Below are 23,490 nucleotides of genomic sequence, written 5' to 3'. Positions count from 1 at the left end.
ATCGACAGCATCGACCTCATCCCGGTTCTGCCTCTCCCCCGCAGGTGGGTCGTGGAGAGGCGCGTTGGGCTGGCCGAGGGCGACCAGGGCCCAGGAGCATCGCTCAAAAAGGACGTGAAGGGGGTGGGCGCGTTGTGCCCACCCCCTGGCAATACACACGTCATGCGGCAGGAGCGGAGAGCCGTCGGTCAGGCGATACCCTCCAGCGCACCACCGACGATCCCGGTGAACACCCCGTCGAGGACTTCCGCGGCGACGGCCTCCATCTCACCCGCCATGATCCGGTCGTCCTCGAGGAACTCGGCCTTGGAACGGACAAGGTCGTAGGTGGGGCGATTCGCCGGCGCTGCGGTCCCGCCGTTCCTCAGGTCCAGGCCCTGGGCAGCACACAGCAGCTCGATCGCGACGACGTACGCCGCGTTGCGGACCATGGGTCCAAGGCGCACGGAAGCATGCGTCGCCATGCTGACGTGGTCCTCTTGGCCGGCGGAGGTCGGAATGCTGTCGACGCTGTTCGGAGTCGCCTTGGCGCGGTTCTCCGCGACGAGCGCGGCACTGGTGACCTGGGCCATGATGAACCCTGAGTTCAGGCCGGCGTTGCCAACCAGGAACGGCGCCAGCCCGCTCATGGAGGCATCCATGAGCATTGCCTGGCGGCGTTCGGAGATCGACCCGATCTCACAGACCGCCATGGCGATGATGTCCGCCGCGTAAGCGATGGGCTGGCCATGGAAGTTCCCGCCCGACAGGACGACATCGTCGTCGGGGAACATCAGCGGGTTGTCGGAGACCGCGTTGACTTCCTGCTGGATCGTGTGCGCGGCGAACGTCAGGAGATCCAGCGCTGCCCCCATGACCTGGGGCTGGCAGCGCAGGCAGTAGGGGTCCTGGAGCCGACGTCCCTCGAACTCCACGTCGAGGACCGCGCTGTCGGCGACCAGGCGCCGCAGGAGGCCGGCGACCCGAATCTGGCCAGCGTGCCCGCGGATCTGCTGGATGCGGTCGTCGAGAGCGACCTGTCGGCCCGCCGTCGCCTCCAGCGTCAGCGCACCGGCGGCCAGGCCGGCGTTGAACACGGCCTCGGCGCCGAACAGCCCGCGCAGGGCGATGGCGGTGGATGCCTGGACTCCGTTCAGGAGGGCCACCGCCTCCTTGGGGCCCAGTTCGACGGGAGCCATGCCCGCCTTCGCGAGACCCTCTGCGGCGTTGTACGTGACGCCGCCGATCCGAACGCTGCCCTCTCCCATGAGTGCGCCGGCGAGGTGCGCCAGCGGCGCCAGGTCTCCCGAGGCCCCGACGGAGCCCTGCGTGGGGATGACCGGCAGCACGTCCGCGTTGATCATGTTCACGAGCATCTCCGCGGTCTCGACGCGGATTCCGGAGTGCCCGCGCGCAAGACCGATGAGCTTGATGACCATGATGGCGCGGACCGTGTCGTCGGGAAGCGGGTCACCCACCCCGACCATGTGCGACAGCACCGACCGGCGTTGCAGCTCCACGAGGTCGGACGGCGAGATCCGTCGGTCCGCCAGCTTCCCGAAGCCGGTGTTCACCCCGTAGACCACGTCTGCCCGGCTGATCGCGTCCAGAATCACCTGGTTCGCGCGTCGCAGGTTCTCCACTGCCTGCGGGGCGAGCGCCACCTGGACAGGGCCCCGGAAGACAGGACGAAGCGTCTCGAGGCTCACATGCTCGCCGGTGATCGTGATGGTGCTCACGATGATCAATCCTCCTGTTAGCTGATCTCTTGAGGCTCGCATCCGATGGTCGACCCAGCGACGGGGGCGACGGCAGCGACCGGTCGCCCAGCGGCTGGCGCCCTCGACGTCGAGCGAGGACCTTGCCCCTGGCTGTAGAAAAGCATTCATCTGGCCGGGGCACCGTATCCCGCTCTATGCAGTGGGGGCAACCTCCAGTTATGGTGCCCCGTGTGACCCAGTCCCGTGCCGTCGTCCTCGCCTCCCGACCCGTCGGTGAGGCCGTCCGCTCGAACCTTCGTCTCGAGACGCGCGAGCTCCCGGCCATCGGCAACGGCCAGGTGCTGCTGCGGACGATCTACCTCTCGCTCGACCCGTACATGCGTGGCCGGATGAACGCATCGCGCTCCTACGCCAAGCCGGTGGAGGTCGGCGAGGTGATGGAGGGCGGTACCGTCTGCGAGGTCCTCGAGTCGGCGTCGCCCTCCTTCAGCCCCGGCGACATCGTCCTCGCGCACTCCGGCTGGCAGACCCATGCCGTACAGGACAGTGAGCACCTGCGCAGGGTCGACCCGGCCAAGGCGCCTATCTCAACCGCGCTCGGGGTGCTCGGCATGCCCGGTTTCGCCGCCTACGTCGGGCTCACCGAGATCGGGCGCGTCGTCGCGGGCGAGACGCTCGTGGTGGCGGCCGCCACGGGGGCCGTGGGGTCCGCCGTCGGCCAGATCGCCAAGATCCAGGGGGCGCGGACCGTCGGCATCGCGGGCGGCGCCAGCAAGGTGGCGTGGCTGCGCGAGCTGGGATTCGACGTCGCGCTCGACCACCGTTCACCCACCTTCAAGAACGAGCTGAGCGAGGCCGTTCCGGACGGGATCGACATCTACTTCGAGAATGTCGGCGGCGCTGTGTGGGACGCCGTCTTCGATCACCTCAACGATTTCGCACGGGTGCCCGTCTGCGGTCTGATCTCGCAGTACAACGAGGCGTCCGCGCCGCCTGGACCCGACCGGCTCCCGCAGTTGATGAGCGCGATCAACATCAAGCGACTCGTCGTCCGTGGCTTCACCCAGCGGGACTTCATCTCGACCCACTACTCCGCCTTCCAGCGCGACATGGCGGCGTGGCTTTCGAACGGTCGGATCAGGTATCGGGAGGACTTCGTCGACGGGATCGAGAACGCCCCCGAAGCCTTCTTCGGCCTTCTGAAGGGAAAGAATTTCGGGAAGCTCATCGTCAGGGTCGCCGACGACCCCACGCGCTCCGCACCGCCCGTGCCGTGATGCGCTGGACGACGGCCTCGCTCACTCCTCGAAGACCACGAGGTCGGTGGCGTGTCGTTCGAAGCGCTCGAGACCGTCCTGGGAGGCTCCGGGGTTGGAATCGGCCATGGCGTGAAGGAGCGCGGACGAGGCGATGTTCATCGCTGCGGCCGTGTCGAAGAGCAACCCACTCCCGAACCTGACGGTGATGAGCTCATCGGTCTCGTGCCCGACTGTCGCAAACGACTCGTCGCTCAGAACCGCGGCCTTGAGCCCGATCTGTCTCGCGTAACGCACCAGGTCACAGGCCTCCCTCGGGTAGCGCGGAAGAATGAACGCCAGGCACCAGGTGCCCCCCTCCGCCGCAGCACGAGCAAGGCTCTCCTTGGCCTCCGTGTCGCCGCGGTCGATCACCGAGATGTGCGGGTGCACCTTGCCACCGAGGTAGGCGAAGTGCTGGGCGAACGAACGCGAGATGCGCAGCCCGATGACCGGCAGTCGTTGCGAGGACATGAGGGCGGCCCCGACCCGAGAGATCTGTTCTTCGAGGGTGGCGGACTGGCCGAGCCACTGAAGGTTGGCCACCTCGGTCCCGATCGCCTCGGCCAGAGGACTCGTGCTCTCGCCTGCGGGCGGAAGTGCCGACATCTCGGAGCGTGCCCACTTCTGGAGCGCTCGCTTGAAGTCCGAGAACCTGGCGTAACCGAGCGCGGCCGCGAACCGCGAGACCGAAGGCTGGCTGACGCCGACCTGCCGCGCGATGCTCTCGCTGGTGAGGAACGCCGCCGCATCACGGTGGTCGATCACATAGCGTGCGATCCGTCGCTGCGCAGGCGAAAGCCGAGCGCTGGTCAGGCGCTCATATACGTCGATCGGCGCCGCAGCCGCGGTGGCGGTCATTTCAAGCATCTCCTAGCGCAGATCAGAACACGAGCGGGCGGGTGCGGCGCCCCGCCAGTGGGGAAAGCCTTCTCGGGCAGGCGATACGCGCCATGTTCAGCCGCGCGAACCTCTGGTCTGGGCGCTCCGCCGAAGGAAGTGGTGTGTGCGGCAAGGGTCATGCCCATCCATCACCCTTCCCCTGGAACGCGAGTCTCAGGCTACAGTCGACAGTCGGTCCGCCGGGCCAAACCGCATAGCTTGATGCATGCTATCAGGGATTGGTATGCAAACAATCCAGTGGCTGGCCGGGCGGCGGCGCACTCGTCGGACGGCACCTACCGGACCGCTGGAGCGGCGCCCAAGCGTACGGCGTTGACGACCTTTCGGTCGAGGTCAGACCGGGCATCGTCACCGGCTTCCTCGGCCCTAATGGCGTGGGGCAGTCCACCACTCTGCGGATGCTCCTCGGCCTGGACAGGCCGACCAGCGGCGCGGCGACGGTCGGCGGGCACCGACTGGCAGAACTTCCCCACCCCATGCACGTGGTCGGTGCCGTACTCGACGCGCGCAGTCCACCCGCGCCGCGCGGCGGCCGATCATCTGGCGGCCATCGCCCGAGCCGGAGGCGCGCCCCGGAAGCGGGTGACCGAGTCCCTTGGCCTCGTCGGCTTGGCCGATGCGGCGGGCCGTCCGGCCGGCGACTTCTTTCTGGGAACGTTGGTTGCCGGATTCTCGTCGCACGCTTTGGCCGAGCAGGGTCTGTGCCCGTTCGAAGGAGGCGTCGTCGTCAGTCGCACGGACGGGTGGTTCAGGGTGCGGCTGGACAGCGCGACCGCGGACGGTAAGACAGGCAGCGAGGCTTCCGGTTGGGGCATCGGGTTTTGGTCGACTGCTGTCTTACCGGGAGCCTCGCCCTACGTCGATCCCTGCCCCACCATGCCAGTGACGCATCCCCGCCGACGCTCGCGAACTCAGCTAAGGATTGGACATGGCCGTCTCCTCGCGAGACCGGACCTGGTCGTCTCGCTCGGCTGCGGGAGGTCGGAGTCAGCGGGCTGAGGTCGAGTGCGCCCGCCCGAGGGCAGACCCCATGAGGAGGAGGTCTGCGTCGACGGCGAATCGCGCTAGCTGCGCACGGGACTGGCAGTTGAGCTTGTGCAGGATGTGCTCGACGTGAGTGGAGACGGTTCTCGGGCTGATGAACAGCTCTTTGCCGATCTGCGGGTTCGACATGCCGTCGGCTACGAGTCGCAGGATCTCTGCCTCTCGACTGGTCAGGCCGAAGGGCCAGGAGATCCGCTGTTCCACGAGCATGGTCGTGCGGCCTCGCCACGGGACCAGTTCGATGCGGTGACAGAGGCCTTCGGTGCTCGCCCAGAGGAACCGCCGGGCCCTGTAGGTGGGCTCGCGGATCAGGTCGCGGAGAACCTCAGGGTCCGAGAGGATGGGGCCCATGCTCCGCCCAGGCATATCGGTGATGGAGCCCTCCGCCGAGACGAGTGCGACGTGTGCCTCGGGACCGAGGTCTTGCACTCCGTGTTGAACGTCGCTGAGCAGGTCGCAGGCGCGGGCGAGGACGGGTCGGAACCCTTCGATGATGCGGCGTGCTTCGTCGGTCGCGTGAGCTGACTTCTTCCAGCTGACGTGCAATGCACCTGTGTACCTGCCGTCTGGCAGCCTCAGGCACATAGTTGCGCCTTCGGTGAATCCAGCGGGTATAAGGTGCTCTTCTGCGGAGGACGTTCGGGCGAACTGAATTTCCCAATCGCGAGCGAGGTCGAGCCATCGCAGGGCGTGTGGGACTCGTGTGTGAAGGACGCGGAAGCCGGGGTTCTGCTCGACGAACGCATCGTTCATGTGGTCTTGCAGATCGGTCGGGTAGCCCTCGCTCGCGAGGGTGATGTGTCGGTGGGTTCCAGTTCCGATGTCCCAGGCCGACAGGGCGTAGCCATCCCATGGGATCAGTTCGCGGAGCACTTCCATAGCGGCATTTGCTCGCGCACGTTCTTCGTCTCGTGCGTCGTCGTGTCTCGCACCGGTCGCCATGTACGGGAGAACGGGTTCGATTGTCATCTTCTGCTCCCTGGCCAAAACACCGGACCGAGACTCATCGGTCTCGGGGTGGCGGCAGGATTGGATGTTCGTCTTACGAGCGTAACCCAGGGTTCACCTGTGGGCCAGGGGGCTGTCCGGCCCTCCACGCGGGGGTCTGCGGCTTGGGATGCTCGGACGAGAGGGCCAGAGTCATCCGGCCGATTCGAGTGTCGCCGCGAGCTGCAGGAGGTGGGGCTCCGCGCCAGGGGGTCCGACCAACTGCAGCCCAACGGGCAAGCCGTCCACCTCACCAGCAGGGACACTGATCGCGGGCAGACCCATCACGCTCCAGGGGCTGGTGAGGGCGAGTAGAGCTGACCGGACCTCGACCTTCACGCCCGCGACGGACTCGACACGGCTGTTGATGGCAGGCGGTAGCAGCGGGACGCTCGGCAGAGCGAGCACTCCGTGTTTCCGCAGCAAGCCCAGTGTTCGGCGGCGGGCGAGTCTGCCGAGGTTGAGGGCCTGGATGTACTCGGTCTCGCTCACCCTGCCACCCTGCTGAAACCGCTCGAGGACCTCGGGGTCGTACAACGACGGCAAAGTCCGTAGGGACTCGGCGTGCCGTAGGTACGCCTCACGTCCCTGGATGACCCGGTACGCGGCATGCAACTCGTCCGCTCCCTGGAGGTCCAACTCGTCGACAATCAGGTGGTCGACCAGGGCTCGCGACCGGCGAGTGACTGACGGCTCCGTCGCGTGGATCGAGTCCGGGCGTACCCACGCCACCGTGCTCGACGGATGAGCCGGCCCGCTGCGAGGACGGCCCAACGCATGCCAGAGGAAGCGGCAACCGTCCAGGTCCCGGCTCAGCAGGCCGATGGTGTCCAGTGACGGAGCTAGCGCGTAGACGCCGACCACGCTCAAGGCGCCTTGGGTCGGACGCAGACCGACTACACCGCACATCGATGCCGGTATCCGCGCGGAACCTCCGGTGTCTGTGCCGAGGGCTACCGGCACGACGCCCGCGGCCACCGCCGCGGCGGATCCGCTGCTTGATCCGCCCGCCATCCGGTCTTGCCGGTGGGGGTTACGAGTGGGCCCTGTCGCTGCTCGATCGCCGGTCGGGCCATTGGCGAACTCGTGGGTGGTCGTCTTTCCGATCACGATCGCCCCGGCCTGACGCAACGCACGGACGGCCTCCGCGTCGGCGTCGGCCAGCCGCCTGTCCGTGACTCGCGAGCCCGCCGTGGTGGGCATCCCCTGCACGTCGATGACGTCCTTGATCGCGACCGGGACGCCGTGCAGGGGCCCGCGGTCGATGCCTTGCGCAAGCTCGCGCGCGACGACACGAGCTGCGCGTCTAGCGTTGAAGGCGTCTAGATCGACGAACGCGTTGATGGCCGGTTGCCATCGCTCCGCCTCGGCGAGCGCGATGTCAGTCAGGTCTGGCGCCGTGACGCGCCTTGCTCGAAGGTCTGCTGCGATCTGGCTGACGCCGATGCGCGCGAAGAAGCCGGATCCAGGCACTTGCGAGCCTGCTTCGCTCAGCGAAGACACGTCGACTCCTTCGTCAATCGCCGGGTGGCGTCGCTGGCCGTCTGAGCCATTGAACTCACGTTAGCCCGCACCGGCCGTCCGCGAGATACGTCACCTGACGGATATCTAAGGTGACGACGCTTACCTACGCTCGACCGTCATACCCCCCAAAGTCCACGGAGAAGCCCCCTGAGGTGGAGTCGCATGGAACGCACACATGAAGGTCGGCCGCAGTCAACATTGACTGCGAGAGCGCGATACGCATTTGGTGTACTCTTCGCAGCGGTGTATCTGGTAGCGCTTGCACCCCCGATCTACATCGCATTATCCGGCCAGCACGCCATCGTGGCGATGGTGCCCGTATCCGTCTGGTACATGCTGCTCATTTCAGCGGCGCCTATCGCCGTCACTTATGGACTCTGGGTCACCGAGCGCCGATACGGGGGCATGGACTGATGCTAATCACTTTCGGCTCGCTGGGCCTGTTCTTCGCCATCATCGTTTGCGTACTACACACCTCGAAGCGCCGCGCGGACGTGGCGAACTTCAGCAATTACGCTGTCGGTGAGCGCTCGTTCTCCAGTTGGTTCGTCTCCATGGCGTACACCAATTCCTGGTGGCCGGGTTCGACGTTCACCGCAGTGTTCGGTCTCGCTGTTGCCAGCGGAATCATCGGACTCTACTTCTTGGTCTACTCCGTGCTTGGGGTGATCGCGATGTACTTCATCGCGCGACCGGTGTGGAAGTGGGGTAAGGAGTTCGACCTTCGCACTCAAGCCGACCTTCTGTCTCTACGGTATGGCAGCTCGGCGCTCAAACTGGTCGCCAGTGCTATCAGCGTAGTTGCGCTGGTGCCGTGGCTGATTCTCGGTCTGATCGCCATGGGCGCGGTCGTTGAATGGGCCTCGCTGGGCAACCTGTCGGTGCGAGACTCGATCCTCATCGGAATCGTCATCCTCGTGGTGCGACAGTTCTGGACCGTGCAGATGGGCATGAGGGGTCTCATCATCACGGATATGGTGCAGGGCATCGTCGCCTACTTCGGCGCTGCCGTTCTCTGTCTCGGCCTGCTGTTCTTCTACTTCGATGGTCTCTCGAATCTCGGCAAGCTCTCGGAGAGCCAACTCAGTCTTCCTGGATTTCAATCAGAGTCCGGTGGCCTGTTCTATTTCGGGATTGTCGCGGCCGGCATAATCGGCAGTCTTTGTTGGCCGATGATCTTCACCCGGATCTACACAGCGGCCAGTGTGCAGGAGGTGAAGAAGGGGTCGTTGCAGACGATGATTATCGGTTTCGTCTTCTTCGTGCTGCTGATGGCGGTCGCCTTGTGCGCAGCGCCACTTCCGATCGCTTCCGAACAGCCGGTGTCTTCGTTCTTCGCGATCGCCCAGGACGCGGGTGGGACATGGTTGCTCGCGGCTGCGCTCGTCATCGTCTTCGCAGCAGGCATGGGCTTCGTGGATGGGGTGACACAGGCCATCGGCACACAGGTCGCGAACGACATCATCGGTGTGGTCCGTCCGCTCCGCGACAAGCAGGAGCTCTACCTGGCAAAGGCCGCGATGGCGGGGGCTGCGGTCGTTTCGGCGGTCATTGCCTACCAGATCTACGACTCACCGAACCTGGCTGGTGTCACGCAGCTGGCTTATCAGGCAATCATCCAGCTTGCGGTTCCGATCTTCGGCGGCCTTGTCTGGCGGCGCGGGAACCGCGATGGTGCTATCGCCGGACTGATCGTCGGTTCTATCGTGGCGCTCGCCCTCACGGTGCCCTATATGGACATCGGTGGTGCTGTTCCGTGGCTCGCCGGCCTCGGATCTGGCCTCGTCGGGCTGGTGGTCAACCTCGGCGTCTTCGTCGCGGTGAGTCTCGTGCGACCGAGCAGTGCAGCGGAGCTCGAGCGCGTCGACGGTCTCTTTCGGGCGGCGAAGGCTCGCGGTACCGCCGAGACCGCTGCGGACACCTCAGTGCGTGCTTCGGCGCACAGGGCCGCGGCGGCGCATGAGCCAATCTGAAAGCAGAGCAGTGACGGCTGCACGCCAGGTGTGAGCCGGATCCTTAGTCCCCCGCCTGGCGTCTACGCCGTCGCATACCGCCACCCATCACCTTCACCCGAAGCGCCCTCTATCACCTTCACCCGAAGAATGGAAAGCCGACATGAGCAAGACTGAACTGACCGTCGACATCCCCCACCTCGGCGGTTCGACTATCGGGGCCACGTTCGCCAAACCGTACAGCCCGGATCTGCCGACCCTGGTGATGATCAACTCCTACACGACGTCTGCGGAGCTGTACCGCCCACAGTTCAGCGACGAGGAGCTGAACAGCAGGATGAACCTGCTCGCACTGGAGCCCTATGGCCACGGCCGAACCAGGGCTACCTATCGGCACTTCACCTACTGGGACAGCGCAGTCGCGAACTTGCAGGTCCTGGAGGCGCTCAAGATCGACAAGGCATTCGTCCTCGGAACCTCTCAGGGCGGCTGGATCGCGACCCGCATGGCACTTCTCGCACCCCACGTCGTTCAGGGACTGATCCCTCTGGGCACGTCCATGGATCGGGAGAGCCAGCGCAGTCGGGACCTCGGCTGCTGGGACGGGCCTGCGTTCTGCACTCCCTTCATCGACCAGTTCGGGCATCCGGTGGATGATAGTTGGGTTGTCCCGGACCAGTTTGTTGACGACACCTTCGATGCTGCCCTCGGTGGGCTGACGAGCGAGGAACGAGCGTTCTGGCTGACCACCTACCGCAGCAACTTCGCGGGCGATGATGGTCGTCACCGGCTGCGACTGTGCACGATCAACCTGCGTGATCGCGATGGACTGTATGGGCGCCTCGACGAGGTGACCACACCTCTGCTGTGGCTGCACGGTACGGCAGATCAGGTGTACTCGGTCGCGAACGCAGAGCAGGAAGTGAAGCTGTTCTCCCATTCGGTGGACGCGCGGCTTGAGATCGTCGAGGGTGGGCACCACTTCCTGAGTGCTTCCAAGCCCGCTGAAGTGAACCAGGCCGTGACTGACTTCGTCAGCCGATGGTCCTGATCAGGCTGCGTTGAAAGGTCTTCCTCTGATGTCCGGACTCACGGAGATACGCGCTGCGGCCAATCAGGCGGCGGTGACGAGAATGCTCGCTACGGACCCGGTGTTGGTTGACGTGGTGCCAGCCCTGCATGCGCTGCCCGGCATGACGACGCACACCATCCTGACTTCCGGAGCGCCACTTGCCTGGTCGGAGTACCAGGGAGGGCAGCGACGCGCGATCCTCGGTGCTGCCTTGTACGAGGGTTTGGCTGCGACCACCGAGGAGGCTGACGCGCTTCTGGCCGCTGGGGAGATCGTGGTCAAGCCTTGCCACGATCACGCGTGCGTCGGGTCTGTGACCGGTGTGACTTCGGCGTCGATGCCGGTCTGGGTCGTTGAGGACCGGGCGACAGGGACTCGTGGGCACTGTGTGTTGTACGAGGGGAGTGATCGCGAACGACTGACTTATGGCGTCTGGAATGCGACAGTCCGTCAGAAGCTCCTGTGGATTCGAGAGGTACTGGGTCCCCAACTGTCGGCGGCTCTGCGGATTTGTGGGGGAGTTTCGGTTTCTCCCATAATCCGTCGGGCGCTCGGTATGGGTGATGACCTGCACAGTCGAAACACAGCCGCCTCCGCAGTTCTCTTCCAGCAGCTCTTCGATCCGATCCTCGAGGCGAATGGTCTGACTTCGAAGACGCGCGAGGTCCTTGCGTTCTTGAGCAGGAACGACCTGTTCTTCCTGCACGCCGCGATGGCGACCGGTAAGTGCATTGCCGACTCGGCGTTTGACGTGACCGGAAGCACGATTGTCACGGCGATGGCCCTCAGTGAGAAGGAGTTCGCCATTCGCACGGCAGGGACGGGGAGCCGATGGTTTCGCGCTCCGATTCCGCCGTTGAGGGCGAGGCTCTTCGCTGGCCTCCGAGACGAGGACACCGCTTTCATGGGTGGGGAAAGCCTCATCACGGAAACGGTGGGTCTCGGTGGTCTCGCGGCCGCTGCCGCATTCTCGTTGCAGGATTACAGCGGCGGTTCGGCTGACGAAATGGTGAAGATCACCAAGTCGATGTATCAGATCACGAACTCCGTCCACCCGCTGTGGAAGATCCCATACCTCGGTTTCAAGGGTGTTCCCTTCGGGATTGACGCCGCGAAGGTCGCTTCGACGGGCGTCGCCCCCCGCGTGCACATGGGGGCGGCGCTCCGAGAGGGTGGACACGCCGGGGCAGGGCTGCTGATCCCGCCTACGGAACCGTTCCGGGAGGCTGCCGAGATGGTGGACCGGCTCACCACTGAAGTCATTGGTGGACGGCGTCGAGTCCCCAGCGCCTGAGATGACACGCATCGAGTTCGAGGAAGGCCCCCGGTCGGAGCGCACCTTTCGGTCTCAGCCGCGAGGTCGTCGAGGCGCTCGCCGAAGACGCGGAGCCCCACTACGGCGTGTCCACCGGGTTCGGGGCGCTGGCGACCCGGCACATCCCGGTCGAGCTGTGCGCGCGCTCTCCGCGTGATCCTGGCTGTCAGCGACCGCGGTCACGGCGGGCGGGCGGCCGGTCGCCCTCGCGGCGGGCCTGCTCCGCCTGCGCTACGCGGCGGACCGGCGGGTGTGCCGGTTGATCAGCCGCTCCAGTTCGGCTCGCATGTCCAGCGTCGTCGCGACGTCCAGCAGCGCCCTCGCCAGCATCGGTGGCGGCTCCCGACCGGCCAGCACCAGCCCGACGTGGTGCGCGCGCTGGGGCCGGGCTATCGGAATCAACTGCATTCCGTCCGGAACACCGAACGCGTGCAACCACGGCTGCGCGACCACCGTCGACCAGCGGTGGGTCGAGACGTGCGCATAGAGCACCGAGAGGGTGTCGGACTCCAGCTTCGGCAGGATCGTCACCCCGGCCTCGGCGAAGTGCTGGTTGAGGATGCGCCGGTTCTCCATGTTCGGCGGAAGCAGGCACAGCGGCACCTCCGACAGCTCGGCCCAGCCGATGCTGTTGCGCCCGGCGAAGGGGCCACCCTCCGGCGTGAGCAGCAGATAGCGCTCTCGGTAGAGCGCCACGGTGCGGACCGCGCCCAGGGGCTCACCGTCGATGTAAGTGATCCCGACGTCGAGCTCGAACGCCGCCAGTTGGCGCACGATCTGGCGCGACGACAGCGACTCCACCGCGAGCCGCACCAGCGGATGGCGGGCGGAGAACGGCTCGGTCAGCAGTGCCACCGCTGTCAGGGCGGTCGGAATCGCCCCGATCCGCAGGACCCCCGACAACGCCCCGCGCATCGCCGTCAGGTCATGGCACAGCGCGTCGCGCTCGGCGAGCATCCGACGCGCCGATGCGACGACCCGCTCGCCCTCCGGGGTGAAGCCCTCGAACCGGTGGCCCCGTTGAACGACCTGCACGCCGAGCTCGGTCTCCAGCTTGCGGATCCCCGCCGACAGGGCGGGCTGCGAGACGTGGCATACCTCGGCAGCGCGGGCGAAGTGCCGTACCCGCGCCAGCGCGTCGAGATACTCGAGATAGCGCAGCAGCATGGCCCCTGACTATCCCACCTTCTCCTGCCCTGCCAGCTCCCGGCCCTCGGCGCCCGGCGCCGCGGGCTGCTGCCGGGCCGGCTCGGCCCGCTCCACCAGCACGCGCTCGGCGCCGGCGTAGACGTTCATGCTCGCTCCGCGCAGGAAACCGACAAGCGTCAGACCTGACTCGACGGCCAGATCGACGGCCAGCGAGGACGGCGCGGAGACCGCGGCCAGCACCGGCACGCCCGCCATCACCGCCTTCTGCACCAGTTCGAAGGACGCTCGTCCGGACACCATCAGCACGCACCCGCGCAGCGGGACCCGCCCGCCCAGCAGGGCCCAGCCCAGCACCTTGTCCACGGCGTTGTGCCGCCCGACGTCCTCCCGGACCACCAGCAGCTGCCCGTCGGCGGTGAACAGCGCCGCAGCGTGCAGCCCACCGGTGGTGTCGAAGACCTGCTGCCCTGCCCGCAGCGCAGCGGGCAGCCCGGCCAGCACCCGGGTGCTGATTCGCACCGGGTCCACGGCGGGACGGAAGCTGGAGGCCAGCTTTACCGCGTCCAGCGAGGCCTTGCCGCACACCCCGCAGGAGGACGTGGTGTAGAAGTTGCGCTCCACCCCCGGCTCGGGCGGCGCAACCCCGGCCGCGAGCGCGACGTCGAGCACGTTGTAAGTGTTGCGACCCTCGTCGTCGCGAGACCCGCAGTAGCGGGCGGTGATCACATCGGCTGCGGTGCGGATGACGCCCTCGGTGAGCAGGAACCCGTGGGCCAGTTCGACGTCGTGTCCCGGGGTGCGCATCGTCACTGCGAGCGCTCGGGCGCCAACCCGCAGCTCGAAGGGCTCCTCGGCGGCGAGGCTGTCCGGGGCGCGGTGGGCGCCGGCCGGGGTGATCCGCAGTACAGGCTTGCGGACCGACAACCTGCCCATCAGCACCCCCCGCCGGGCAGCGCGATCAGCCGTACTGGGCCCTCGCCCGGCCCGACGACCGCGATCGCGTCCGCACCGGCGGCGCCGCGCACCATCGCGCTGCCGACGTGCGTCACCGGCTCTGCGACACCCGCGAGGACCCGGGCCGGAGACAGCGCCGGGATGCCGGGACGCCGCGGCAGCCCCCTGGTGCACAGCTCGTCGCCGGGGGGCAGCGCGCCGGCCAACGGCCGCAGGTGCACCTCGAGCAGGTCGTTGCCGACTGCGGCGGCCAGCGCGGCCAACTGGGACGTGACCCGCGTGCCGACGGGGGCCAGCTGCTCCCCCCGCCGACGCTCCTCGCCCGCCCGGCGCACGTGCCGACCGAGCGGCGCCATGGCCGCCGCGGTCACCGACCGTTCGTGACGAAGGGCCTGCCCGTTGGGCAGCATCCTGTCGGTCCCCTCCGGAACCGACGCACCGGTGGCCGCCCCACGGGCCTCGCTGGGCCGCAGCACCGACCCGGCAGCCTGGCCCGCATCGACCCGACCACGGATCGTCCACCGCGGTGCGCCCCGCACGGCGTAGCCGTCCATCGCCGATCGGTCGAAAGACGGCAGGTCGATCAGGGCGAGCAGCGGCCGGGCCAGCGTCGTGCCGACCGCTGCTGCCGGGTGGGGCCGGTTGGGCGCCAGCGGCTCGGCCACCGACGGGGCCAGCGCCCGTGCCTCACCCCAGTCCGCCCTCTCCCCGTCCACCCTTTTCCGGCCGAAGCTCGCATCCGTCGTGGCCTGTCCATCGCGGCGGCAGTGGCCGGTTCGGCGGCGCGGCCCTTCGCGACGAACGTCCGGCCGCAAGAAGCTCACGCCCTCTCCGGCAGCCGGGCCGCCGCCGCCACGGCGAGCGGGTCGAGCCGGTCTCCGCCCTGTTCGATGTACACGAGGAGGGCTGCGCGCAACCCCGGTGCCCAGAACCTCCGGATGTGGTCGGCCACCGCCGCCACCGCCTCCTCTTGCGGACGGTGTTGAAACTGCCGGGAGATGTCGTTGGCCATCCGCACGTGCGGCGGGGTCGTGATGGCGCTCATCGGATGTCTTCCGTGGAAACCCCCGGCTTTGGCCGTGGGGAGGAAACGGAACCCTTGCGGAGCAGGTCAGGGATAGCCCATTCGCTGCCAAGGCGGATGGGCGTCTGGTCACACGTTGCGCTGGTTCTCGACATACCTCTTGACCACCTCCGAAGTGGCGCCGCCGGTCGTGGCGACGAAGTACGAGTTGGTCCACAGGGTCGGCATCCGGGACTTGAGGTGCGGGAACTCCTGGCGCAGCAGACGGGAGGATCGACCCTTGATCTGCTTGACCAGGCGGTGGATGCCGTACTGCGGGTCCACGACCACGAGCAGGTGCACGTGGTCGGGCATCGTCTCGATCGCCTCGATCGGTGCGTTCCGCTCGGCGCAAACCTCGCGGATGATCTCTTTGAGCCGCTCGTCCACCGTGCCGTCGATGACCTTGCGCCGGTACTTCGGGCACCAGACGACGTGGTAGTGGCAGCGGTACACGACGTTGTTGTTCGACCTGACCTCGTCCACGCCGAGACTATATAGCTTTGTGGTGTATAGTGTTCGGGGTGGACGAGACAGTGCGTTACACCTGTCGCCTGCGGCCCGGCCGTATCGCGCAGGCCGCACTGCTCGACGAGTGGGGCCGGTGCCGGTGGTTGTGGAACGAAGCTGTGCACCAGCAGAAGACCGGCCGTAAGCCGACGTTCGGGAGGCTGTCGAAACTGCTGACCGAGGCCCGCAGCCGTCATGCCTGGCTGCGCGAGGGATCGCAGGTCGCACAGCAGCAGACACTGCGCACCTATGGTGCCGCCCTGGCCCACTCGTTCACGGTCAAGGGCCGGGGCCGACCGAAGGTCAAGCGGCTCAAGGACTCGCTGCCGACCCTGGAGTACACCACCCGCGGCTTCCGGATCAAAGACGGCCGGCTGTGCCTGCCGGGCACGGTGACCGTTGCGGTCGTCTGGTCGCGGGAACTGCCGTCCGAGCCGACCAGCGTGCGCGTCTACCAAGACACCCTCGGCCACTGGTACGCCTCGTTCGTGGTCCGCCGTGAGATCACCACCGCACCCGAGTCGGACTCGCCGGGTATCGGCGTCGACTGGGGCGTCAAGACCACCGCCGCCACGACCGACCCGGCGTTCGACCTGCCGCACCTCGGCCATCGCCGCCGGTGCGCCGCCGAGATGGCCAAGGCCCAGCGCACGATGGCCCGCCGCCGTCGTCCCAAGGGACACGCCCCGTCGAAGGGCTACCAGACCGCGAAGCGGCAGGCCGCCCGGATCGCGACAAAGGCCGCCCGACAGAACACCCACGACGCCCGCGTCTGGGCCAAGAACGTCACTGACCACCACGCGCTGATCGCGGTCGAGGACTTCAAGCCGACATTCCTCGCCCGCACCACGATGGCCCGCAAAGCGGCCGACGCGGCGATCGGCGCATGTAAGAAAGAACTGATCGAGCGTGGTACGCGGGCGGGCCGCAAGGTGGTGCTGGTACCGCCCGCCTACACCACGATGACCTGCTCCGAGTGCGGCGAGAGAGCCAATCTTCGCCTCGGACTGGGTATCCGTACCTTCGAGTGCGCGGCATGCGGCTATACCGCATGCCGCGACCGAAACGCCGCGAGGACGATCCTCGCCACGGCCGAACGCGACCGTGCCAGTGCCGACGACGTAAGACATCTGATCGCCTCCTTCCGGGACGGTGGATCAGGTGCGGTCCGAGCTGGGAATCCAGGGCCTGGCCCCGGAGGAAAATCCCCCGGATTCATTCGTGGGGATCGTTAACGCTCGTCCTTCACGATCGCGACCGGGAGCGCAGGGCGCTCGGCTGCGGCGGCCGTCGCCGTCGCGCTCGCTGGTGTCACCTGCACCGCGGTCACCTTGTACTCCGGGCAGTTGGTTGCCCAGTCGGAATGCTCGGTGGTGACCACATTCGCCCCGGACTCCGGGTGGTGGAAGGTCGTGTAGCAGACCCCGACCGGCATCCGGTCCGACAGCTGGGCACGCATCGTGGTCTGCCCGACCCGGCTGGCGAGGGTCACCGTGTCCCCGTCGTGGATGCCGCGCACCTCCGCGTCGTGCGGGTGGATTTCCAGAACGTCCTCCGGATGCCAGGCGACATTGCCGGTGCGCCGGGTCTGGGCGCCCACGTTGTACTGGCTCAGGATTCGGCCCGTGGTCAGGATCAGCGGGAAACGCCGCGTGCTGCGCTCCTGGGTGGGCACGTAGTCGGTTCTGTTGAAGCGTCCCTTACCGCGCACGAAGCCGTCGACGTGCATGATCGGCGTCCCGCTCGGAGCCGCAGCGTTGCATGGCCACTGCACGCTGCCGACCCGGTCCAGCATCTCGAACGAGACGCCGGCGAAGGTCGGGGTGGTCAAGGCGATCTCATCCATGACCTGGGCCGCCGACTCGTAGTGCATGGGGTAGCCCATCGCCTGTGCGATCTCGCAGACGATCTGCCATTCCTGCTTCCCGGTGCGGGCCGGCTGCACCGGGCGGACCCGGTTGATCCGCCGCTCGGCGTTGGTGAACGTGCCGTCCTTCTCCAGGAAGGACGTGCCGGGCAGCAGGACGTGGGCGAACGTGGCCGTCTCGTTGACGAACAGGTCCTGTACGACCAGCAAGTCGAGCGCCTTCAGGGCGGCGTGTACGTGCGTGGTGTTCGGATCGGACTGGGCGATGTCCTCGCCTTGTACGTACAGGGCCCGGAACGACCCGTCCAGCGCCGAGTCGAACATGTTCGGGATGCGCAGGCCCGGCTCGTCGAGCAGCGGTACTCCCCACAGGTGCTCATAGACCGACCGCACATCGTCGTCGGCGACGTGCCGATAGCCGGGCAGCTCGTGCGGGAAGGAGCCCATGTCGCACGAGCCCTGCACGTTGTTCTGCCCGCGCAACGGGTTGACCCCCACCCCGGGACGGCCGATGTTGCCGGTCGCCATCGCGAGGTTGGCCATACCCATGACCATCGTGGAACCCTGGCTGTGCTCGGTGACGCCAAGGCCGTAGTAGATGGCGGCGTTGCCCGCGGTCGCGTACAGCCGGGCCGCCTCACGTAGCTCGGCTGCTGGCACGCCGGTGATCTCCTGCGCAGCCTCGGGGCTGTTCTCCGGGCGGGCGATGAACGTTGCCCACTCGTCGAAGTCCTCGCAGCGCTGCGCGACGAACTCGTCGTTTACCAGGCCCTCGGTGACCACCACATGTGCCATCGCGTTGACAACCGCGACGTTGGTGCCGGGGGCCAGCTGCAGGTGGTGGCGCGCCTGGACGTGCGGAGAGCGGACGAGGTCGATACGTCGTGGGTCCACCACGATCAACTGGGCTCCCCGGCGTAGCTGCTGCTTGAGCCGGGAGGCGAAGACCGGGTGCGCGTCGGTGGGGTTCGCCCCGATCAGCAGCACGACGTCGGCATCGGCGACCGAGGCGAAGTCCTGCGTGCCTGCCGAGGTGCCGAATGCCTGGCTCAGGCCGTAGCCGGTGGGCGAGTGGCACACCCGCGCGCAGGTGTCGACGTTGTTGTTGCCGAACGCCGCCCGCACCATCTTCTGGACGACGTAGACCTCCTCGTTGGTGCACCGCGACGAGGTGATCGCACCGATCGCGCCCTGGCCGTACTCGGCCTGGATCTCGCGCAGCCGCCGAGCGGTGAACGAGATCGCCTCCTCCCAGCTGACCTCCCGCCACTCGTCGGTGATCGATTCGCGTAGCCGCGGGGTGAGCACCCGGTCGGGGTGGGAGGCGTAGCCGAAGGCGAAGCGGCCCTTGACGCACGAGTGGCCCTCGTTGGCGCCGCCGTCCTTGTAGGGGATCATGCGGACCAGCTCGTCGCCGCGCAGCTCCGCCTTGAACGAGCAGCCAACGCCGCAGTAGGCGCACGTGGTGATCACGGTACGGGTGGGCATGCCGAGTTCGACGACCGAGCGCTCCTGCAGCGTCGCCGTCGGGCAGGCTTGCACGCAGGCGCCGCAGGAGACGCAATCGGAGCTGAGGAAGTTGTCGGCCGCGGTGCCCGCGGAAACCTTCGAGTCGAAGCCGCGACCCTCGATGGTCAGCGCAAAGGTGCCCTGGATCTCGTCGCAGGCCCGCACACAGCGCGAGCAGACGATGCACTTGGACGAGTCGAAGTCGAAGTAGGGGTTGGAGCGGTCGGTCGACGCGTCGAGGTGATTCTCGCCGTCGAACCCGTAGCGGACCTCGCGCAGCCCGACCACGCCGGACATGTCCTGCAGCTCACAGTCGCCGTTGGCCGAGCAGGTCAGGCAGTCCAGCGGGTGGTCGGAGATGTAGAGCTCCATGACGCCGCGGCGCAGGCGTTCCAGCCTCGAGGTCTGGGTGTGTACGACCATGCCCGGCCCGACCGGGGTGGTGCACGAGGCCGGCGTGCCGCGTGCACCGTCGATCTCGACCACGCACAGCCGGCACGAACCGAAGGCCTTCAGGCTGTCGGTGGCGCACAACTTGGGGATGTCGATCCCGGCCTCGGCGGCGGCGCGCAGCACCGAGGTGCCCGGTGCGACAGCGACCACGACACCGTCGACGGTGAGTTCCACGGTCGCCTCACCCGGGACAGCAGGGGTGCCGAGGTCGGGTTCCTTGAGCAGGCTCATCGGGTGCACTCCCCCTCGGGCCGCGTGAGGGCGGCATCGGCGCGGGCCTCGCTGCCGGCGGATTGGACGTCGAAGTCGGCGCCAAAGTGCCGGACCGCGCTGCGGACCGGCATCGGCGTCAGGCCGCCCATCGCGCACAGCGACCCGTCGGTCATCAGCTCGCACAGGTCCTCGAGCAGCACCAGGTTGCGCTTCCGCTGCTCGCCGGCCCGAATCCGGTCGATCACCTCAACCCCACGGACGGCACCGATCCGGCAGGGCGTGCACTTGCCGCAGGACTCCTCTGCGCAGAACTCGAAGGCGAAGCGGGCCATCCTGGCCATGTCGACGGTGTCGTCGAACACGACGATCCCGCCATGGCCGAGCATGGCGCCCGCCGCGGCGAACGCCTCGTAGTCCATCGGCAGGTCGAACTGCTCGACCGGCAGGTAGGCGCCCAGCGGGCCACCGACCTGGACCGCGCGTACCGGTCGGCCGCTGCGGGTGCCCGCGCCGTAGTCCTCGACCAGCTCCCGCAGGGTGACGCCGAAGTCGGTCTCGACGATCCCGCCACGGGCGATGTTGCCGCCGAGCTGGAACACGCTGGTGCCGCGCGAGCGCCCGGTACCGCGTGCGGCGTAGGGCGCCGCGCCGCCGGCCAGGATCGCCGGTACGGTGGCCAACGAGAGCACGTTGTTGACCACGGTCGGACGGCCGAAGAGCCCTTGCAGGGCCGGGATCGGCGGTTTGGTCCGGACCATGCCGCGCTTGCCCTCCAGGCTCTCCAGCATGGAGGTCTCCTCACCACAGATGTAGGCACCGGCACCGACCCGCACATGCAGGTCGAACCGCAGCGACGAGCCGAGTACCCGCTCACCCAGCCAGCCGTGGGCGTAGGCGATCTCGATCGCTGAGGTCACGGTGGCGACCGCGTCCGGATACTCCGAACGGATGTAGACGTACCCCTCGGTCGCGCCGGTCGCGTGCGCGCCGATCGTCATACCCTCGATCAGGCTGAACGGGTCGCCCTCCAGCAGCATCCGGTCGGCGAAGGTCCCGCTGTCGCCCTCGTCGGCGTTGCAGCAGATGTACTTCACCGGGTCCTGCGCCTCGAGCACGGTCCGCCACTTGATGCCGGTCGGGAATCCCGCCCCGCCGCGGCCACGCAGGCCGGAGTCGATGACCTCGGCGACGACGTCGGCCGGGGCGAGCTCCAGCGCCCTACGCAGCCCGGCCAGCCCGCCGTGGGCCTGAAAGTCCCCCACCGACAGCGGGTCGACCACGCCGACCCTGGCGAAGGTGACCCGCCGCTGGTCGCGCAGCCACGGCAGCTGCTCAACCGGACCGAGGCACAGCGGGTGGTCGGTCGGCCCGTCGGTGAGTCCGGTCGTGGCCAGCAGGCCGTCGACATCGCCCGGCTCCACCGGCCCGTAGCCGATCCGCCCGGCGGGAGTCGCCACCTCCAGCAACGGTTCCAGCCACAGCAGCCCGCGCGATGCGGTCCGCACGACCCGCCACTGTCCCGGTGCGCCCGCCAACTGCTGGGCCACCGCGTCGGCGCCCACCGAGCGGGCCGCGGTGTCCTGCGGCAGGTAGATCGTGACCGGCTCGTTCATCGTGCTTCCTCGCCGTCGCGGTCGGACCGGTCAGCCGCAGGCGCACCCGCTGCCGGAGCGGCGAGGCCGTCGGCCGGAGCGGCCGACGGCCCGCCGGGCCGCCGCCGTGCACTGGTGACGAGGCCGTCCAGTCGGTCCCTGTCGACCCTCCCATGTACGGTGCTGCCGATCTGGGCCGAGGGGCCCAGCGCGCAGTTGCCGAGGCAGAACACCTGGTCGAGGGTGACCGAGCCGTCCACCGTGGTCTGGCCGACGTCAACGCCGATGCTGGTGCGGGCGTGCTCGACGAGCTGGTCGGCACCGACCGACTGGCAGGCTTCCCCCCGGCAGATCCGCACGGTGATGCGGCCGGCCGGGGTGGTCCGGAAATCTCGGTAGAAGCTGATCACGCCGTGGATCTCGGCCCGGGAGAGGTTGAGCCCCTCGGCCATGACGCCGATCGCGGCAGTGTCCACGTGACCAAACTCGGCCATCAGTGTGTGCAGGATCGGTAGCAGGGCTGCAGGGTCCCCGCAGTGCGCGGCCACGACCGACCGCACCCGTTCCTCGTATCCAGATCCGCCCACCACGACGCCGTGTGTCATCGGGCCATGGTCTAGGGAGCCGATTGGCAGGTCAAAGCACTCCTGGCTATCAGCGGATAACTACCGTCTATCACCGGTACGAAACACCGGAAGCGATCAATTGAGCCACCCCCGCCTTCATGGCGCTTCTTGATCATGGCCTGATACCTGGGTGTGACTGCGTTCTCCCTTGTTGGTCGTGGCCGGCTGACCCGCTGTCCTCCACTGCCGCCTGCGAAACAGGCACACCATGCCGACCACGTTCCGCACCCGAACGACCACGAAACGACGTACGTCCATGTCAGCCTGCGACTGGGTCTCGGGTGTTGCGTCCGGTCCGGCCGGCGGCGGCCCGGCTGGAGTTGGTCCCGGCGGGGCCGATCGACGTCAAGCCCGACCCGTGGCAGCGTCTGGTGGCCATCGGCGGCATCCTGTCGGTGTTGTTCGTGCAGTGTCCCGATTGGTACGTTCGTCGGGATTTCGACACCGAGGGGGACGAAGATGCAGGTTCGAGGCTGGCAAGTCACCGGTGCGGCGGTCGCCATGCTCGCCGCCGGGATCGTCCTGGCGGTCACCGCGAACGCCGACGACTCGACGCGGGGCTACGAGGTCGAAGCGCACGGTTCCGCCGCGGCCGGGCCGTCGTCGCAGCCCGCACGGCCGTTCGCGTCGGCCGGGCCGTCGTCGCAGCCCGCACCGCCGTCCGCGTCGGCCGGGCCGTCGTCGCAGCCCGCACCGCCGTCCGCGTCGGCCCGGCCGCTGGCGAAGACGTCCGGGCCGCTGGCGAAGACGTCCGGGTTCTTCGTGGACCCGAACTCCGAGCCGGCGAAGTGGGCCCGCGCCAACAAGAACGATCCCCGTGCCGCGAGGATCAGCGCGGAGATCGCGACCCGGCCGATCGCCAAGTGGTTCGGCGAGTGGTTCACCGACATCGGCGCCTCGGTCGACAAGTACGTCGACGCCGCCACGGCGGCCGGGAAACTGCCGGTCCTCGTCGCGTACACCCTGCCGGGCCGGGATGCGTGCAGCGGGTTCTCCGGTGGCGGCCAGAAGACACCCGCCGAGTACAAGAGGTGGTTCTCGGCGTTCGCCGGTGCCATCGGCGACCGCCCCGCCGTCGTCATCGTCGAACCCGACGCCCTCGGCGACGCCGAATGCATGTCCGCCGAGCAGATCGCCGTCCGCAACGAGCTGCTGAACTTCGCCACCCGCGAGCTGCGCGCCAAGGCACCGCAGGCCTGGGCCTACCTCGACGCCGGCAACGTCGGCTGGGGCGAACCCGCCGAGATGGCGGCCCGCCTGCACGACGCCGGTGTCCGCAACGTGCGGGGCTTCGCCCTCAACGTGTCGAACTTCTACCCGACGGCGAAGACCGTGGAGCACGCCGAGAAGATCAACGCCCAGCTGAAGAGCAAGGGCCACCACACCGCAGGCTTCGTCATCGACACCAGCCGCAACGGCAACGGCCACGCCGGCTCCTGGTGCAACCCCCCGAAGCGCAAACTCGGCTCGGCACCGCAGCCCGGCACCACCGGTGAGGACTACCGCCTCTGGGTCAAGACCCCCGGCATCTCGGATGGCCCCTGCGGCACCGCGCCGGGCGTTCCGTCCGGCACGTACAGCCCCGAACTCGCGGTCAAACTCATCGACGGCAGCTGAGCAACACCACACCCAGATGTCACCTACCGGTGCAGCAGACCCCTCGGGAGAGCCTCACCCCGTACGTCTTGAGTGCCGTGCGTCGGACGACGAGGAGTCCGGGGAGGACCGTCCCCGGTCATGGCTGGCCGAGCTGGCTCAGGCT

General features: G+C 67.8%; 19 protein-coding genes and 1 pseudogene. 8 read left to right on the top strand and 12 right to left on the bottom strand.

Annotated features, from left to right (window positions below; genetic code table 11):
• Positions 1-188: 188 nt before the first annotated feature.
• On the bottom strand, positions 189-1,718 hold the full coding sequence (gene hutH, locus GA0074694_RS20135; protein ID WP_091463459.1) for a histidine ammonia-lyase: 1,530 nt from the start codon (positions 1,716-1,718) through the stop codon (positions 189-191).
• Positions 1,719-1,930: 212 nt separating this feature from the next.
• On the opposite strand from hutH, the gene GA0074694_RS20130 reads away from it, so the two are divergent.
• Positions 1,931-2,977, top strand: coding sequence for an NADP-dependent oxidoreductase (locus GA0074694_RS20130; RefSeq protein ID WP_245714815.1), 1,047 nt, complete (start codon positions 1,931-1,933; stop codon positions 2,975-2,977).
• Between the two features lie 21 nt (positions 2,978-2,998).
• Here GA0074694_RS20130 and GA0074694_RS20125 read toward each other — a convergent pair whose 3' ends face one another.
• Positions 2,999-3,856, bottom strand: coding sequence for a MurR/RpiR family transcriptional regulator (locus GA0074694_RS20125; RefSeq protein WP_176738029.1), 858 nt, complete (start codon positions 3,854-3,856; stop codon positions 2,999-3,001).
• A 416-nt stretch (positions 3,857-4,272) separates the two neighbouring features.
• Between GA0074694_RS20125 and GA0074694_RS33700 the strand changes: the two genes are divergently transcribed.
• Positions 4,273-4,683 carry a hypothetical protein gene (locus GA0074694_RS33700; RefSeq protein ID WP_281190371.1) on the top strand — a complete coding sequence of 137 codons (411 nt, stop codon included), beginning with the start codon at positions 4,273-4,275 and terminating at the stop codon, positions 4,681-4,683.
• 202 nt (positions 4,684-4,885) lie between these two features.
• On the opposite strand, the gene GA0074694_RS20115 is transcribed toward GA0074694_RS33700, so the two are convergent.
• Positions 4,886-5,911, bottom strand: coding sequence for a helix-turn-helix transcriptional regulator (locus GA0074694_RS20115; protein ID WP_141714215.1), 1,026 nt, complete (start codon positions 5,909-5,911; stop codon positions 4,886-4,888).
• A 171-nt stretch (positions 5,912-6,082) separates the two neighbouring features.
• On the bottom strand, positions 6,083-7,432 hold the full coding sequence (locus GA0074694_RS20110) for an amidase (RefSeq protein WP_091460676.1): 1,350 nt from the start codon (positions 7,430-7,432) through the stop codon (positions 6,083-6,085).
• 434 nt (positions 7,433-7,866) lie between these two features.
• Between GA0074694_RS20110 and GA0074694_RS20105 the strand changes: the two genes are divergently transcribed.
• From GA0074694_RS20105 to GA0074694_RS33965, 4 genes and pseudogenes are all read left to right on the top strand, one after another.
• Entirely contained in the window at positions 7,867-9,426 is a 1,560-nt protein-coding gene (locus GA0074694_RS20105) for a sodium:solute symporter family protein (RefSeq protein ID WP_091460674.1), read from the top strand.
• Positions 9,427-9,568: 142 nt separating this feature from the next.
• Positions 9,569-10,456 carry an alpha/beta fold hydrolase gene (locus GA0074694_RS20100; protein ID WP_091460672.1) on the top strand — a complete coding sequence of 296 codons (888 nt, stop codon included), beginning with the start codon at positions 9,569-9,571 and terminating at the stop codon, positions 10,454-10,456.
• A gap of 28 nt (positions 10,457-10,484) precedes the next feature.
• On the top strand, positions 10,485-11,771 hold the full coding sequence (locus GA0074694_RS20095) for a YlbE family protein (protein WP_091460670.1): 1,287 nt from the start codon (positions 10,485-10,487) through the stop codon (positions 11,769-11,771).
• 68 nt (positions 11,772-11,839) lie between these two features.
• Positions 11,840-12,055, top strand: a pseudogene (locus GA0074694_RS33965) (hypothetical protein); the annotation flags it as partial.
• On the opposite strand, the gene GA0074694_RS20090 reads toward GA0074694_RS33965, so the two are convergent.
• The 5 genes from GA0074694_RS20090 to tnpA all read right to left on the bottom strand — a co-directional run bounded on the left by GA0074694_RS20090 (position 12,024) and on the right by tnpA (position 15,444).
• Positions 12,024-12,959, bottom strand: a complete 936-nt coding sequence (locus GA0074694_RS20090) for a LysR family transcriptional regulator (protein ID WP_091460668.1) — start codon at positions 12,957-12,959, stop codon at positions 12,024-12,026. The pseudogene GA0074694_RS33965 and the gene GA0074694_RS20090 overlap by 32 nt on opposite strands.
• Positions 12,960-12,968: 9 nt before the next feature.
• Positions 12,969-13,874, bottom strand: coding sequence for a formate dehydrogenase accessory sulfurtransferase FdhD (gene fdhD, locus GA0074694_RS20085; protein WP_091463456.1), 906 nt, complete (start codon positions 13,872-13,874; stop codon positions 12,969-12,971).
• Positions 13,874-14,611, bottom strand: coding sequence for a MoeA family protein (locus GA0074694_RS20080; RefSeq protein ID WP_176738027.1), 738 nt, complete (start codon positions 14,609-14,611; stop codon positions 13,874-13,876). The genes fdhD and GA0074694_RS20080 overlap by 1 nt, the downstream gene beginning before the upstream one ends.
• 104 nt (positions 14,612-14,715) lie before the next feature.
• Positions 14,716-14,940 (bottom strand): formate dehydrogenase subunit delta, encoded by a 225-nt coding sequence (locus GA0074694_RS20075; RefSeq protein ID WP_091460665.1) that lies wholly within the window; start codon positions 14,938-14,940, stop codon positions 14,716-14,718.
• 108 nt (positions 14,941-15,048) lie between these two features.
• The gene (gene tnpA, locus GA0074694_RS20070; RefSeq protein ID WP_091460663.1) at positions 15,049-15,444 is read right to left on the bottom strand and encodes an IS200/IS605 family transposase; all 396 of its coding nucleotides are present in this window, start codon (positions 15,442-15,444) and stop codon (positions 15,049-15,051) included.
• Positions 15,445-15,482: 38 nt separating this feature from the next.
• Between tnpA and GA0074694_RS20065 the strand changes: the two genes are divergently transcribed.
• Positions 15,483-16,703 (top strand): RNA-guided endonuclease InsQ/TnpB family protein, encoded by a 1,221-nt coding sequence (locus GA0074694_RS20065; protein WP_218105743.1) that lies wholly within the window; start codon positions 15,483-15,485, stop codon positions 16,701-16,703.
• Here the strand turns inward: GA0074694_RS20065 and fdhF are convergent.
• From fdhF to GA0074694_RS20050, 3 genes are read right to left on the bottom strand one after another with little or no spacing between them, the layout of a single operon-like run.
• A complete protein-coding gene (fdhF, locus tag GA0074694_RS20060; protein ID WP_091463444.1) occupies positions 16,700-19,528 on the bottom strand; it encodes a formate dehydrogenase subunit alpha in 2,829 nt (942 codons plus the stop codon). The two genes, GA0074694_RS20065 and fdhF, sit on opposite strands and share 4 nt — an antisense overlap.
• On the bottom strand, positions 19,525-21,123 hold the full coding sequence (locus GA0074694_RS20055; protein WP_091460661.1) for a formate dehydrogenase beta subunit: 1,599 nt from the start codon (positions 21,121-21,123) through the stop codon (positions 19,525-19,527). Before GA0074694_RS20055 ends, fdhF begins: the two co-directional genes overlap by 4 nt.
• Positions 21,120-21,707, bottom strand: a complete 588-nt coding sequence (locus GA0074694_RS20050) for an NAD(P)H-dependent oxidoreductase subunit E (RefSeq protein ID WP_091460659.1) — start codon at positions 21,705-21,707, stop codon at positions 21,120-21,122. The genes GA0074694_RS20055 and GA0074694_RS20050 overlap by 4 nt, the downstream gene beginning before the upstream one ends.
• A 480-nt stretch (positions 21,708-22,187) precedes the next feature.
• Between GA0074694_RS20050 and GA0074694_RS20045 the strand changes: the two genes are divergently transcribed.
• Positions 22,188-23,345 carry a glycoside hydrolase family 6 protein gene (locus GA0074694_RS20045; protein ID WP_218105742.1) on the top strand — a complete coding sequence of 386 codons (1,158 nt, stop codon included), beginning with the start codon at positions 22,188-22,190 and terminating at the stop codon, positions 23,343-23,345.
• The last annotated feature ends 145 nt before the right edge of the window (positions 23,346-23,490 follow it).

Origin of the sequence: Micromonospora inyonensis, from assembly GCF_900091415.1 — a bacterium.
GTDB classification, from domain to species: domain Bacteria; phylum Actinomycetota; class Actinomycetes; order Mycobacteriales; family Micromonosporaceae; genus Micromonospora; species Micromonospora inyonensis.
Note: the sequence above shows the minus strand (reverse complement) of the source record. Positions and strands in the feature narration are given on the sequence as shown.

Coding starts and splice junctions, on each gene's coding strand:
- GA0074694_RS20095 (WP_091460670.1), top strand. CDS start 10,485: ATGTCCGGACTCACGGAGATACGCGCTGCGGCCAATCAGGCGGCGGTG.
- GA0074694_RS20100 (WP_091460672.1), top strand. CDS start 9,569: ATGAGCAAGACTGAACTGACCGTCGACATCCCCCACCTCGGCGGTTCG.
- GA0074694_RS20075 (WP_091460665.1), bottom strand. CDS start 14,940: ATGAGCGCCATCACGACCCCGCCGCACGTGCGGATGGCCAACGACATC.
- GA0074694_RS20050 (WP_091460659.1), bottom strand. CDS start 21,707: ATGACACACGGCGTCGTGGTGGGCGGATCTGGATACGAGGAACGGGTG.
- GA0074694_RS20045 (WP_218105742.1), top strand. CDS start 22,188: ATGCAGGTTCGAGGCTGGCAAGTCACCGGTGCGGCGGTCGCCATGCTC.
- fdhD (WP_091463456.1), bottom strand. CDS start 13,874: ATGGGCAGGTTGTCGGTCCGCAAGCCTGTACTGCGGATCACCCCGGCC.
- GA0074694_RS20125 (WP_176738029.1), bottom strand. CDS start 3,856: ATGACCGCCACCGCGGCTGCGGCGCCGATCGACGTATATGAGCGCCTG.
- GA0074694_RS20105 (WP_091460674.1), top strand. CDS start 7,867: ATGCTAATCACTTTCGGCTCGCTGGGCCTGTTCTTCGCCATCATCGTT.
- fdhF (WP_091463444.1), bottom strand. CDS start 19,528: ATGAGCCTGCTCAAGGAACCCGACCTCGGCACCCCTGCTGTCCCGGGT.
- GA0074694_RS20055 (WP_091460661.1), bottom strand. CDS start 21,123: ATGAACGAGCCGGTCACGATCTACCTGCCGCAGGACACCGCGGCCCGC.
- GA0074694_RS20090 (WP_091460668.1), bottom strand. CDS start 12,959: ATGCTGCTGCGCTATCTCGAGTATCTCGACGCGCTGGCGCGGGTACGG.
- GA0074694_RS20115 (WP_141714215.1), bottom strand. CDS start 5,911: ATGACAATCGAACCCGTTCTCCCGTACATGGCGACCGGTGCGAGACAC.